The sequence below is a fragment of the Thalassotalea ganghwensis genome (genome assembly GCF_053485795.1).
The window spans coordinates 178,206-192,665 of sequence record NZ_JBQRUM010000003.1; the positions used below are offsets into that span (position 1 = coordinate 178,206).

A 14,460-nucleotide genomic window follows, 5' to 3' on the forward strand; every position below is an offset into this window, starting at 1 on the left:
TGATTTTATTATTTTTGTGCTATTTCTTATACAAACCTGAGGTTACTATAGAAAGCATTTAGATCCTCTATTCTTTAGAGAAGCTTTTACCGAGTAACTCTTGTTTTACGTCATCTTGATAGGTTTTTGATACTGGCACTTGCAAGTCATTTTCTAAAACAACCACGAGCTTACGCCGATCTTTTTGCGTGCAAGCAACAGCATCTTTAGCCACCCACCAAGAACGATGGGTTTGAATACCGGGAAAATGCTCCAGTTGCTTGAGTGCATCTTTGAAACGCATGAGCAATAAATGATGTCCTTTATCCGTATGCACTTTAAGGTAATGATCAGACATCTCTAAACATAATAACTTTCCACGTTTTTCGATAGGCAATTGTTCAATAAATTGTTGAAAATTTTTGTCATGTATTTGGTTGGTGGCTTGTTGCTGAGCAGATAATTTTGACTGGGTTTCTCGTAACGCTATTCGTTGTTTTATAAGACTCTCTTTGAATAACATGATAAGGGTTACCACTCCTCCTATGATAATTGCTTTAGGAAAAATAGTTACAAATTGATAGCGAGGATTGATTGTACTATCAAAAATCGCCCAATCTAAAAAAGGGATCGCTAACGACATCAATGCACTTGCGACGGTCGAACTGATAGCAATACGTATCCAGAGGTGATTTACTTTCTTACTAAGAAAGTGTTCGCCAGCGTTTATGCATGAGCTATAAATTAAATAGCCCATAATACAGATTAAAACCCAATAAAGTATGGTAATGGAGCGCGGTAAAGCATGCATACCAAAGGGGGATAAGTAGCCTAAAAACATCCCTATTGCGGTACAAAGTAGAAGATTAAATATGAACTGTTTGATAGATGGATTCATTTTAAGTTTTTGTTTATTAATGTTTATTTAGCGATTCGTGAGTTGGGCACTTTATTGTGAGAACAATTGACGAAGTATATGTTTCATTTGGCGAAATCTCGCTTTGTTTTGTCACTTAGTCATTTTATCTTCTTTATCGAACAACGCAATTAATGCGCAAATAAATATATGTATAGAGGGAAAAATTAGATGAAAAGCCAATCATTGTTGTTAGTTAGTATATTGTTAGCGGGTCTATCTTTAATTACAGCATCGGCAAGCGAGATTAGATTTGATATTGAAGGTATAAAAAGCGAGCAAGGTAAGTTATACATTCAATTATTTGAAGGGGAAGATAATTATTCGAATGGGAATGCATTAAGAGCAGCAATTGTTGCGGCCAAAGAAGGCAAAGTTACCGTTAAGTTTGACGGCATAGCTCCTGGGGAATATGCCATAAAATTTTTTCATGATGAAAATGACAATGCTCAGTTAGAAACCAACATCTTTGGTATGCCTGTAGAAGGGTTTGGCTTTTCTAATGACGCCAAACCGAGTTTTGGGCCAGTAAATTATCGTGATGCGAAGTTTGATATTTCAGTTGAACAAGTTGAAGTGGTAAATACAGCAACGGTTATTTATTAGGTTCATTGAAGTAGGGAGGCATTATGAATAAATTTACTGAAAATGACCAATGGCAACATCGATGTTCGTTTAAAATGTCTGCAACCAGACGACAATTGTTAAAAGGCTTAGGTGTCGCGAGTCTTACAACAGCTCTGCCATTGTCTTTTAGTGCACTTGCGAAAGGACAAGTTGGTGGTAACCTTGCAGCATTTAATGTTAAAGCACTTTTTAATGAAGCCTTAGCAAAACGCCCAGAACTAATTGGCTTTGCCAATGTTGAGCAGAACCTTAGTGCGGATTCTTTGTCGATTGAGGGGCGAATTCCCCTTGATTTACAAGGGCAGTTTTTAAGAAATGGCCCTGCAAAGCATGAACGAAATAACATTCGCTATAAGCATGTTTTCGAAGGTGATGGCATGGTGCAACGTTTTGAGATTGCCCAAGGTAGGGTTAGCCATATCGGGCGATTTATTGAAACGCCAAAATACACCAAAGAGCAAGCTGCTGGTAAGTTTCTATATTCGGGGCCAGATACAAAAATAGCCAATGCTAAAGCTGTTACTCATCCAAACGTTATCAATACAGCCAATACAAATATTATTAATGTTGGCAACGATTTATGGGCACTATGGGAAGAAGGCGCTGCTTCTAGGTTAGATAGTCAGACGCTTGATTATAAAGAACAAATTAATCTAGGCGCGAAAGGTAAGTATGGCAACACACTAAAAGGCTTGCCATTTTCTGCTCACCCTAAAGTCGATAGCAATGGTGATATTTGGAATTTTGGCTTAGACAAATCTGGTCATGTTGTGGTTTACCACCTATCCGCATTGGGTAGCGTTAAAAACGCCGGTATCGTGAGAGCCAACTATAAAGGCTTGATGCTGCATGACTTTTTGATAACACATCGTCATGTTTTGCTAATATTGCCTTCATTAGTAAGTGATAAGACGACTCCCGGACACTTCACAAGTATTGGTTTTGATAAAAACTTGCCTATGACGGTACTCGTTGTGGACAAAAATGATTTAACCGTGAAAAAACGGCTGGAATTGCCACCTGGGTTTGCCTTTCATTTTGGCAATGCCTGGGAAGAGGCTGATGGCACAATTCATTTTGATGGCAGCTTGTATGACAATGTAGATATTTTGCATCAATTGTCTGATGTCATGTCTGGAAAGGAAAAACCTAGCACCACTTATGGCCAAGCAACCTTGTTTAGTCTGTATTCTAATGGTGCAATTAAATCGCACGTTTTTAAGGGGAAAAGTGAGTTTCCACGCATTTCGGCTCATTTAACTGGACGTAAAAATCGTTATCTTTATCACTTATCAACGCAGGCCGATAGTATTTGGGATGATACAATACGTGCAATAGACCTACACACAGGTAAATTGGATAGCTATTTTTATGGTGAAGACTTCTTGGTAGAAGAGCACGTGCCATACAACCCCAAAGGTGTCGAAGGGCAAGGCTATCTAATCGGAACTGCTTTACATGTGCCTAGTAAACGCACATGCTTAAATATCTTTGATTTAAGCGGCTTATCACAAGGACCTATCGCTAGAGCGTGGTTACCTTATCACTTGCCGCTCGGTTTTCATGGTAATTTTATTGCCAGTTAAATAAATAGGTGCTTAGGCAGATACTTCGTTTTGAAATAGCTAGCTGTTTATATCAAGGTATTTAAACAACTAGCTAATCAATTTTTTCACCGTCCACCCGCCGCTTAACAGGTTAAATGACCGCTTATATAAATTATCAATTATTCGGTGATTATCGGCAGTAAGATTGTTCCCTACGTTAAAAGGAGTAATCAGATGAGAAAAGTTATACCAGTGATTATAGTTGCAGCTTTTACTGCTGGCTTAATAGCATGTGGTGACAATGTTACGGCAAATGATGATAAGCCTAGTGCCAGTATGAATATGGAAACGTCGACAAGCTATAACCAAGAATTGATTGGACGTTGGGTCGGTACATTACCAGTGAATGAATCTCATTCGTTAGAGATGACATTATCGCTAAAACAGGAGGAACAAAGTGTTGCAGCGATTATGGATGTGCCATCGCAAGGCCAACTTGGTATTCGTTTTGATAAAGTAAATCTTTTAGACAATCAAGTTAAGATAGCTCTGACTGCAGCAGGAATAACAATTGAAGGAACATTACAAAACGGAAAAATAGTCGCTCAATATCAACAAGGTGGATTTAGCGCGCCAATTGAATTTACCCCTAATGCAACAGTGGCTAAACGTCAGCCAAAGCCTCAAGAGTTAGGTGGTAAAGATGAATACCAAGTCGTTGATGTGAGTTTTGAAAACAAGCTTGCCGGTCATAAGCTATCAGGTACATTGACGATACCGAATGGAAGCGTAAAGCATGCTGCGATTATCCTATCAGGATCTGGTCCTTCAACCCGCGATGGCGATGTGTTTGGCCATAAAGTTTATAAGGTTTTGGCTGACCAACTCACTAAACATGGAATTGCTGTTTTAAGGTATGATGATAGAGGTGTTGGTGAATCAACAGGCGACTTTGCATCAGCGACAAGTGCTGACTTTGCAACCGACGCCAATGCTGCGCTTGAGTTTTTAAATAACTACGATGCACTAAAAGATACTAAAATTGGCTTTATCGGTCACAGTGAGGGGGGGTTGATTGCCGCAATCGCGCTGACGATTCAAAGTGCACAAACAGCCGATTTTTTTGTTTCACTTGCAGGCCCTGGTACGCCAGGGCAACAGTTGATGGTTGATCAACTTCAAATGATATTAAAACAGCAAAATGTTCCTGAAGATGCTTATCAACAAGCTTCTGGTCAACAAAAACAGATAATGGCGGCAATCGCTAATGATACCGCTAAAGAAACATTGTTTGAGTTGTTACTTGAAATGGGCATGCAAGAGCAGCAAGCACAAGGAGAAGCAGCACAATTAACCTCAAAGTGGATGCGTTATTTTGTTAAAAGTGATATTCAGCAGTATTTAAGGCAACTCAACATACCGGTTTTAGCGCTTAATGGTGCAAAAGATGTACAGGTGCCAGCCAAACAAAATATCGATGGATTTATCGCGTCAGTTGATGAAAAATGGTTGGACTATAAAATTTACCCAGAGTTAAATCATTTGTTTCAACCCGCAAAAACAGGATTGCCCGCTGAGTATGGTAAAAGCGAAATCACGATATCAGATCAGGTTGCTGAAGATATTTTTGGCTGGTTGAGCGCGCTATGAATCATTATCTCTCGTTTTGGCTAGTGCAAGTGATGGTGTGGGGCAGCTTTACGCTGCTCAACATGCTGGTACGCGGGTATTTTGTTAATTTCAACCATGTCGAACTAATTAACTCGCTTACACTCTTTATCGCCTTGATGTTATCAAGTGCCTTTATGAAAAAGTTTTATCAACAACGCAACCCCGACACTATGCCTCAAGTAATTAAGTACAGTGTGCTGGGCAGTGTTATCGGTACGCTAGTCGCGGTTATTGTTTTCGCCATTGTCTTGCTTCCCAACAAGGCGCTCATTCTAGGAAGTATGGCTAAATATGCTTATCTACAAATTCTTTCATCTATTCCGTTTCTATTTACCCTTTTATTGTGTTGGTCGTCAGTCTATTTGTTAATAAAAAGACAATATGCGTTGCGCATGGCTCAAATTCGAGAGCGAGAGTTAAATGAGCAACTTGCCACGAGTCAAATGGACTTATTGCTGAACCAATTAAATCCACACTTTATGTTTAATGCTATTAATAATATTCGCGCGTTAATTTTGGAAGACACTGAAAAAGCGCGAGAAAGTTTAGCGCAGTTATCCGATGTCTTGAGAGTTACATTGCAAGCTAAACAAGATAAGCTTTGGCCTCTTGCTCAAGAAATAGAGCTAACAAAAAGTTTTATAACTCTCAATGAGTTGCAGTTTGAAGATCGGCTAACCGTTCAATGGGATATACGAGGAAATATCGATTCATGGCAGGTGCCCACGCTTTCGTTGCAGCTATTGGTTGAAAATGCTATCAAGCATGGTATTGCGAAAAAGGTAAAGGGTGGTGAAATAATCATTAGTATTAGTGCATTCGATACATTGGTTATTGAAGTGACTAATCCAGGAAATATAGAAGTCCATGATAATAGTTTGGGGCTAGGTATTGTTAATATCCAGCAGCGCCTTCAATATTTATTTGGAGAGTTTGGCACCTGCTCATTACAACAAGAGGGAAAACTCGTTAAAGCTCAGATAAAATTGGATGAAAATTTATGTTCCGCGCCATGATCGTTGAAGATTCGAGATTAGCTAGAGTCGAATTAAAATCACAATTAACGCACATAGAAAATATTAATGTGGTTGCTGAGGCTAACAGTCTATCAGAAGCTCGCCAGTATCTGAATGACAGTAAAATTGATGTGATATTTTTAGATGTAGATTTGCCTGATGGCAATGGCTTTGATTTGCTAACCGAGTTAATGCCAGCACCCAACGTTATTTTTACCACCGCCTTTGAACAATATGCGCTCGACGCTTTTGATAACAATGCTGTTGATTATTTACTAAAGCCGATAACACAAAAAAGGTTAGTTAAAGCATGCCAGCGATTAGTTGAAGTCACCAACAAGCAACCTCCCAAAGAAGAAGCTAAAATGCTGTTAGAGCAACGATTCTTTGTTAAAGACGGGCAGAATTGTTATTTAATACCATTAGAAAATGTCGAGCAATTTGAAGCCATGGGTAACTACACCAAAGTGCATTTTGACAGAAAATCTCCAATGATTCATCGAACACTGGCACAAATTGAAAAACGCCTGCCTCAAGCACACTTTTTTCGTGCAAGTCGCAGCAGTATCGTACAGTTGGATAAAGTCGTTGCGGTCCAAGCGTGTAGTTCAGGTGGTTTAGAACTGACGATGACGAGCGGTGCTATTGTCGAAGTTTCTCGTCGTCAAACAAGCCAATTTAAAAACCTCTTTTCACTTTAAAAACATTTTCAGCGGCATTTCATCCGTTTCTGGTCAGTCATTCATTGCCAATCTGCACTATCATGGTGTTTCGCTCCATTAATGCACGATTTTTGTGCAAAGCAATGTCGAGTCTCTAAAAGGAACCAACATAAATTAGACGACTAACTCGTTGATATGTTGTTTTATTTTAGAATTTCTGCTTTGCTGGCATAAGAGTTGATTGCTTCACTATTATGAATTGGTAAGGAAAACACTATGTTGACAGCGTTTATGAATAAGCATCGGTTACCAGATAGTTTTGCGAAATTAGCAACACAATGCTATCAGCCAGAAGCAGAGCGCATTTACCAGCTAGCTCAACAGGCTAGAAGAGCCCCTTTTTTTGTAGGTATCAATGGCTGTCAAGGTAGTGGTAAGTCAACTTGTGCACAGTTTTTAGCCGATTATCTATCTGAGCGCTACCACCTAACTGTGTTGTCGATGTCTTTAGATGATTTTTATTTTGATCGCCAGCAACGTCAGCACTTAGCAGAAACAGTGCATCCTTTGCTGATTACTCGCGGCGTACCCGGTACTCACAATACCACTCAATTAAGCGATGTTTTAACGAAGCTTTCTCAACATGAAAGTAACCTGAAGATCCCAGGGTTTGATAAAGCCACTGATAACCCTAAATCCCAAGAGCAGTGGTGCCATATTGATTACCCTGTCGATATGGTTTTAGTTGAAGGTTGGTGTTGGGGAGTACCGGCACAAACTGAAAAACAAATGCGAGAACCAGTCAATCCACTTGAAGCGACTTATGATGCTGACGGTGTATGGCGTCGTTATGTGAATACCAGTTTAGAGCGTGATTATCAGCCATTGTATTCGATGATGGATTATTGGTTAGTGTTACAGGCACCCAGCTTTGACGTTGTCTATCAATGGCGGGCTGAACAAGAATCCAAGCTTTCACAAGATACTGAGTGCTCAAATGACAAAAATAGGTTGATGAATGATCAGCAACTTGCTCATTTTATCCAACATTTCCAGCGATTAACCGAACATGGCTTTCGAACACTCCCAACTATCGCTGATAGTTGCTTATATTTAGATGCGCAGCGAGAAGTAATCGCTCAGCAAAGTAAGGGGTTAAGTTAATGAAAGAGCACGTTGTTATTTTTACTGACTTAGATGGTACGTTGCTTGACCATTATAGCTATCGAATGGATGAAGCACGTTCAACGTTAGATGCGCTGGCAGTCGCGAATATTCCGCTGATAGTAAATACCAGTAAAACAAAAGCCGAACTCGACGATATTGTCGGTCAGTTACCGATAAATGCGCCTTTTATCGTAGAAAATGGCGCCGCTATTTATATTCCAAAGCAAACTTTTCCATTTCAACCATCAGAAACCATTGCTGATGGTGACTACTGGATTAAGTCTTTTAGCCAACCGAGAGGTCATTGGTTAAATTTACTCGAGCACTTTTGCCAGTCGTATACTCATCACTACACTGGCTTTTCACAATTAACAGTATCACAACTAAGTGAGCTGACCGACTTAACGGCTGTACAGGCAAGTAAGGCTAAGCAACGGGATTATAGTGAGCCACTATATTGGCAGGGTGATCGCCAATCGCAAAATGAATTTATTGAATACTTAACAGAGTTGGGTGCTTGCGCGGTTAAAGGAGGACGTTTCCTTCATGTGAGTGGTTATTGTGATAAAGGTCAGGCGATGATTTGGCTGGCGCAGCAATATCGCGAGCTATACCAACAAAGTGATGTTATTACCATTGCGCTAGGAGATGGTGAAAACGATGTTTCGATGCTCGAAGCTGCCAGTATCGCTGTGCAAGTTCGCTCTCCTGTTCATGATTTTCCTCGACTAACGCGTTATAAGGCGACTTTACAAACGCAATGTTGTGGCCCAAAGGGCTGGGCTGAAGCGTTAACTCAATTACTTCCTTCACAATTATCTACAGAGGTGCAATATGGCTGATTTCTATCAAAATGGTTTAGTGACAACATTACACAATTTGGCACAGCGACAAGCCTCTGATCTAGAAGAAGAGTTGTTAGCGTTTTCTAAAGTCAGGCCATTAGGATTATTGTTGCCTTCACTTTACTCAGAATTAGAAGGTAAAGCATTACCTGATATTCTATCCAAAATTAAAGATGTGAAGTACTTATCTGAAATTGTCATTGGTTTGGATCGAGCCGATGAGGAGCAGTATCGTAAGGCGCTAAAATTCTTTGGGCAATTGCCGCAACATCATCGTGTACTTTGGAATGATGGGCCTAGATTAAAAGCTCTTGATGCGAAACTACAGCGATTGGGGTTAGCGCCCAAGGAAATGGGGAAAGGACGCAACGTCTGGTATTGCATGGGCTATATTCTGGCATCAGGTCGTTCTGAGTCGATTGCATTACATGATTGCGACATTTTAACTTATGACAAGCAGCTTCTCGCAAGGTTACTTTACCCGGTCGCTAACCCGTTGTTTAATTATGAATTTTCTAAAGGCTTTTATGCGCGAGTCGCGAGTGGCAAAATAAATGGCCGTGTTTCTCGCTTGTTAGTCACGCCGTTGATTAAAGCATTGAAGAAAACTGTTGGACCTTGTGATTACCTCGACTATATGGATAGCTTTTTATACCCATTGGCAGGAGAGTTTTCTTTTAGACGAGATGTCCTAAAAGATCTGCGTATTCCAAGTGATTGGGGTTTAGAGATAGGCGTGCTATCAGAAATGTATCGAAACTATTCTTCTAACCGTTTATGCCAAGTTGATATAGCGTCGACTTACGATCATAAACATCAAGACCTCTCACTAGATAATGACCAAGGCGGCTTATCTAAAATGTCGATAGATATTAGTAAAGCGTTGATCCGTAAACTAGCGACACATGGTGAAACCTTTACCTCAGAGAAGTTTCGCACGTTAAAAGCCACTTTTTATCGTATTGCACTCGATTATGTCGAAACTTATCGAAATGACGCGATTATGAATGGTTTAACACTCGATATTCATAATGAAGAAAAAGCAGTAGAAATGTTTGCTAAAAATATATTAAAAGCGGGTAATGTCTTTCTCGAGCAGCCAATGGAAACACCTTTTATACCTTCGTGGAGTCGAGTTGTTAGCGCGATGCCGACGGTGTTAGAAGAACTTAAGCAAGCCGTAGAGTTAGATAATGCTGAATTTGGTAACATTCAAGCACAACAAACCGTGTTAGCCAATGCCTGTTAGTATGCTAGCGCAAAAAGTCGCTCAACAGTTAACGATAATCTATCAAGATATTGATATCAGTATCTCGATTGAAGCGTTAACAGAGCAGCTGATTGCATTAATGAGAATTGATTCACAACAACCTGGACCAATGCCCTATAGCAATCATTGGTCAGAGCAAGACGTGGTCTTGATCACCTATGGCGATAGCGTTGTTGAAGATGACAAATTACCATTGGCGACATTGTATGAATTTTTAGATAAGTACATCGCTACTCACATTAATTCAGTTCATATATTGCCATTTTTTCCTTATAGCTCTGATGATGGCTTTGCGGTTATTGATTATTCATCTGTTAATGAAGCCTTAGGGAGTTGGTCGGAGATTGAAGCCATCGCGCAGCGCTGGCATTTAATGTCGGATGTGGTGATCAATCACTGCTCAAGCCGCAGCATGTGGTTTGAAAACTTCATAAAAGGAGAGGGCATTGGACATGATTTTTTCTTTACTGCCGATTATGAAGATGACCTATCAAAAGTGATCCGGCCTAGAACATCACCATTATTGAGAGAGGTTTCAACCAAACAAGGGACTAAACATGTTTGGTGTACGTTTAGCGCCGATCAAGTCGACTTTGATTTTCGTAATCCCGAGGTGCTTAAGCAGTTTGTTGTCATTATTCGTCAGTACTTGGACTCTGGGGTAAAAATATTTCGACTCGATGCGATTGCGTTTTTGTGGAAGATACCGGGCACTTCTTGTATTAACTTGCTTCAAACTCATGAAGTGGTGAGACTTTTACGGACTTTAATAGAACACGCCCGCCATGATGCTATTATTATTACTGAAACCAATATTCCGAATACGCAAAATCTAACTTACTTTGGTAATGCTAATGAAGCACACGCCATTTACAACTTTTCGTTGCCGCCTTTATTGGTCAATACCTTACTGACCGGAAATTGCTTGTATTTAAAGCGTTGGCTAATGAGTATGCCTCCAGCTCAAAATGGTACGACTTACTTTAATTTCATTGCTTCTCATGACGGCATTGGCTTAAGGCCCGTTGAAGGATTGTTAAGTGAAGAAGAAATAAATCAGCTAATTGAAGCGATTCAGGGCTTTGGCGGTAAAATTTCGTGGCGAACTTCAGAAGATGGGCATCAAAAGGCGTATGAAATGAATATCGCTTTATATGATGCACTTAAAGGTACCGTTGCAGGCGAAGATAATTACAATTTTGAGCGATTTATTTGCGCTCATGCAATTATGTTGGCATTAGAAGGTATTCCCGGCATCTATATTCATAGCATGTTGGCAACGGGTAACGACTATGTAAAGCTTGCCAATACTCATCATAACCGAGCAATTAATCGTCACCGTTGGCAAGCAACAGTACTTGCCGAGTGCCTGACAAATGATAATAGCCAACATGCTCGAGTATTAAGGGCGTTAAACGGTTTGATCGCGACCCGTATTCAGCAAAAGGCATTTCATCCTAATGCCATTCAGTTTACCCTTCATTTGGGCTTATCATTGTTTGGTTTTTGGCGACAAAGTGTAGATCGAAAGCAAAGTATTTTTTGTATTAGCAATATCACTGACAGTACCCAAATGTTGCCATTACATGAATTAAACCTAGTGCTAACGTGTCAATGGCATGACATTATTACAGGATTGCCAATCACCGATATTAGCTCAGATATGCCATTAGAGCCTTATCAGACCGTATGGATTGCTAATATTAACTAGGCTAACCTTAGCTTTATCTAAGAAATGCAGTGCTGTGAAATAGCTGGCTATTCCTACAACAAGATGCCTTGAATTAAGCAAAATGTAGTACGCTAGCAAGGTATAGTATCTTTAATTGCTTGTTCGTATTAACGTTGTGTTACTTCTCATAAAAACCCGAGGTTAAGTTAAGATTTTGGAATAGCCCAACGTTGATAAACACCGTCACTGGTTACCGATGCAATGGTGTGGTTATCAATAAAATTAACACTTAATACCGAAGAGCGTTGACGAGTAGGTTCTTGATATGTTTGCCATTGATAGGCAAGTTCGCCAGTGGTCACTCGCCACAGCAACAGCTTTTTATTAGGTCCGCCAGTTAATAACCATTGCTTATCGGGTGAAAATTGTGATTGATTGAATTCGAGAAAGCGAACACTGCTTTTTAATTCAGAGAATAGTTTTCCGCTGGGCAACAACCAAAAAAACCGATCACTGATGGCATCTAGCGAAAAGCCCATATTACCATCGTTACTTAATACCACATGATTTACGCGCATTTGGTGTTCAAAGCTCTTTTTAATATCACCATCGGTTGTACGCCACAGTTTCGCAGTTTTATCGGCTGAGCCTGTAAATGCTAATCGTCCATTGGCTGAAAGCGCGACTTTATTAATGTCTAGTCGATGGATGTCAAAGGTTTTAACGCTCGCCTCTTTGACCCCAACGACACTTGCTTGTCCATTTCTAAAACCAAAAAGTATGGTGGAGTCGTCTGCTGACAGTGCGATATCGTTAATAATGTTATCACCGGCTGACCAAACTGAAACTAAACGGCCAGTCGCCAGTTGGTATAAATGCACGTTAATGCGATTAGACGTGTAAAAGTATTGCCCAGATTGGCTAATGCCTAGTAGCTCGATTAACTGTCCATCGGCGCTAGCGATACACTCATATACCTTGCTGTTGGCGATATTATCCCAAAGACATACTGATTCGTTATTGCTTAAAAGGGTATATTGCCCATCTTGCGAGATATCAGCGGCTTTTATCACTTTCTGATCATATCGCTGCGTAACCTCAGCAGGAATATTAACCAAAGTGGGATCTGAGCAGGATGCGAGGTTTGTTAATATTAATAAGGCTAATAAAAGCTGTTTCATGATTAGATCCAACGTCTAACTTGTTGTTGATATTTGATAAATTCATCACCAAAAACCTTGGTAAGTATGCGCTCTTCCGGAATGATTTGTAGGTAAGTTAGAAAAATAATAAAGGCAACAACCAAGCCGACGGTATTTAGGTTATTTAAAAAAATCGCCCAAGCGAATAATGCTAAAGCAAAGCCAAGATACATCGGGTTACGAGTCACTCGGTATATCCCTGACGTCACCAGCGCTGATGCTTGCTCTGGTTTGATTGGATTGACGGTGGTTTTTGCTAATCGAAAGCTATAGACACCAGAAATGATAATGAAGCCACTTAATAAGAAAAGCACTATTGATATTTCGAGTCGAAACGTTTTTATCAAAGTGATTTGATTAAATGATGCGTCTAATAGCCACATTAGTATGCCAACGAGCAGGGTGAGAAATAACGGTGGTATTTTGAGTTCAAAAGCTTTTAGCATGTCGTTTTATAATTATAAGGTTTTTGAATGGGTATCTTAAATGAGCACTAGTTTATCATCGCAACTAATCAATGGTAGGGTTAATTGCCAATATTTATGCTTTAAGGTGCTTAGGCAAACTAATGGTGAACTCGGTACCGACGTGCTGGTTATTCGTTAATTGGATTTGCCCGTGAAGGTTTCCCCGAACAATGTTGCTAACGATACTTAACCCTAAACCGGTATTGCCGCCTTGGCGGTTAGTGGTAAAGAAAGGATCGTAAATTTTATCGATAATGGCGTTATCAATACCAACACCATTGTCATGGATAGTAAAGTTTACCATTTCACCGATACTTGAAACGGTGACATTAATTGCTTTACTAGTGCAATTAAACTCTTTCGGAAAGCCGTGGGTAATGGCATTAGTAATTAAGTTGGTTAATACCTGCGATAGTTTTGATGGATATGATTCAATCGTTAATGTCTCATCATCAACCCATAGTGATAACGAAATCGCTTGTTTTTTCATAATTGGTCGCAAACTTGAGCATAAGCTATCAAGCCAAGGTTTTAGCTCAATGGTGCGTAATTCATCGATATTGCGTTCAACCGCAACTTGTTTAAAGTTTTGTACAAGTTGCGCAGCTCTGTTTAAGTTATAGCTGAGCGATTCTTCACAACTTTCGATGTCATTTAAAGCCGTAGCTAGAGCGCTTTTTGACAAGGTATTGCTTTCGAATTGCTTCTTTAACTTTCTAATAATTTCTTGAATATTCGATGCACTTAATACTGCAACCCCTAATGGTGTATTGATTTCATGAGCAACGCCAGCAACAAGATTACCCAGAGAAGCCATTTTTTCTTGTTCGATAAGTTTATCTTGTGATTCTTTTAGATGCGCCAGTGCTTCGGATAGTTCTTGAGTTCTCGTTGCTACACGTTCTTCTAAGTTGTGATTGAGCTCATAAAGCTCTTTTACTTTATCTGAGCGCTCGATCTCAGCTGCGATTCGCCCTGACAATAATTCAAATAAGTTGGCAACAAATTGGGTATCAGCGATTTCGTTCTCGAACAAGGCGACAATCAAACCCATCACTTTGCCTGAAGAGTCATGCAAGGGGGTACCGACATAACCTTCTATTTCCATATCAAAGAGCAGCTGATCATCGGGAAAGCGCTGACAAATACCCTGAGGGTACATGCAAACCGAATCGTCTGAAACATCAGCACAGGGTGTTGACTGCAATGAATATTCGAAATTTTCGGCAATATCTCCCTTGGCAACCAAACTAATGGTGGTAGAGACATGTCTTTTGGCATCGATACGGGCAATAAAGGTATAATCCGCACCGATAATGTTATGCAACTGCATGGTTAAGGTGTTTAGTAATTCTTCACCATAGGATGACTTTAATGTGGTCAATATCGTTGAGATATATTGTTCAAATTGTGTCATGG

The 14,460-nt window shown here is 40.0% G+C and carries 13 protein-coding genes; 9 read left to right on the forward strand and 4 right to left on the reverse strand.

The genetic code is table 11. The features are described 5' to 3' along the window. Positions 1-67 precede the first annotated feature (67 nt). Positions 68-877 carry a LytTR family DNA-binding domain-containing protein gene (locus ACSLUH_RS04350; RefSeq protein WP_448564977.1) on the reverse strand — a complete coding sequence of 270 codons (810 nt, stop codon included), beginning with the start codon at positions 875-877 and terminating at the stop codon, positions 68-70. Positions 878-1,066: 189 nt separating this feature from the next. On the opposite strand from ACSLUH_RS04350, the gene ACSLUH_RS04355 reads away from it, so the two are divergent. From ACSLUH_RS04355 to ACSLUH_RS04395, 9 genes are all read left to right on the forward strand, one after another. Next, positions 1,067-1,501, forward strand: coding sequence for a DUF2141 domain-containing protein (locus ACSLUH_RS04355; RefSeq protein WP_448564979.1), 435 nt, complete (start codon positions 1,067-1,069; stop codon positions 1,499-1,501). Positions 1,502-1,524: 23 nt separating this feature from the next. Then, positions 1,525-3,108, forward strand: coding sequence for a carotenoid oxygenase family protein (locus ACSLUH_RS04360; protein WP_448564981.1), 1,584 nt, complete (start codon positions 1,525-1,527; stop codon positions 3,106-3,108). A 195-nt stretch (positions 3,109-3,303) separates the two neighbouring features. Next, positions 3,304-4,719, forward strand: a complete 1,416-nt coding sequence (locus tag ACSLUH_RS04365) for an alpha/beta hydrolase (RefSeq protein ID WP_448564983.1) — start codon at positions 3,304-3,306, stop codon at positions 4,717-4,719. Continuing rightward, on the forward strand, positions 4,716-5,756 hold the full coding sequence (locus tag ACSLUH_RS04370; protein ID WP_448564985.1) for a sensor histidine kinase: 1,041 nt from the start codon (positions 4,716-4,718) through the stop codon (positions 5,754-5,756). The genes ACSLUH_RS04365 and ACSLUH_RS04370 overlap by 4 nt, the downstream gene beginning before the upstream one ends. After that, entirely contained in the window at positions 5,741-6,457 is a 717-nt protein-coding gene (locus ACSLUH_RS04375) for a LytR/AlgR family response regulator transcription factor (RefSeq protein ID WP_448564988.1), read from the forward strand. Before ACSLUH_RS04370 ends, ACSLUH_RS04375 begins: the two co-directional genes overlap by 16 nt. Before the next feature lie 237 nt (positions 6,458-6,694). After that, on the forward strand, positions 6,695-7,582 hold the full coding sequence (locus tag ACSLUH_RS04380) for a kinase (RefSeq protein WP_448564990.1): 888 nt from the start codon (positions 6,695-6,697) through the stop codon (positions 7,580-7,582). Next, positions 7,582-8,427 (forward strand): HAD-IIB family hydrolase, encoded by an 846-nt coding sequence (locus ACSLUH_RS04385; RefSeq protein WP_448564992.1) that lies wholly within the window; start codon positions 7,582-7,584, stop codon positions 8,425-8,427. The genes ACSLUH_RS04380 and ACSLUH_RS04385 overlap by 1 nt, the downstream gene beginning before the upstream one ends. Then, positions 8,420-9,679, forward strand: a complete 1,260-nt coding sequence (locus ACSLUH_RS04390) for a glycosyltransferase family protein (protein WP_448564994.1) — start codon at positions 8,420-8,422, stop codon at positions 9,677-9,679. Before ACSLUH_RS04385 ends, ACSLUH_RS04390 begins: the two co-directional genes overlap by 8 nt. Then, complete coding sequence (locus ACSLUH_RS04395; RefSeq protein ID WP_448564996.1) at positions 9,669-11,411, forward strand: sugar phosphorylase; 1,743 nt, start codon at positions 9,669-9,671, stop codon at positions 11,409-11,411. The genes ACSLUH_RS04390 and ACSLUH_RS04395 overlap by 11 nt, the downstream gene beginning before the upstream one ends. Positions 11,412-11,578: 167 nt before the next feature. Here ACSLUH_RS04395 and ACSLUH_RS04400 read toward each other — a convergent pair whose 3' ends face one another. The 3 genes from ACSLUH_RS04400 to ACSLUH_RS04410 form a co-directional block, all read right to left on the reverse strand. After that, positions 11,579-12,553: a WD40 repeat domain-containing protein gene (locus ACSLUH_RS04400; RefSeq protein ID WP_448564998.1), complete on the reverse strand. Its 975-nt coding sequence runs from the start codon at positions 12,551-12,553 to the stop codon at positions 11,579-11,581. 2 nt (positions 12,554-12,555) lie between these two features. Beyond that, complete coding sequence (locus ACSLUH_RS04405) at positions 12,556-12,957, reverse strand: methyltransferase family protein (protein WP_448565000.1); 402 nt, start codon at positions 12,955-12,957, stop codon at positions 12,556-12,558. Between the two features lie 157 nt (positions 12,958-13,114). Continuing rightward, the gene (locus tag ACSLUH_RS04410) at positions 13,115-14,458 is read right to left on the reverse strand and encodes a sensor histidine kinase (protein ID WP_448565002.1); all 1,344 of its coding nucleotides are present in this window, start codon (positions 14,456-14,458) and stop codon (positions 13,115-13,117) included. Between the last annotated feature and the right edge of the window lie 2 nt (positions 14,459-14,460).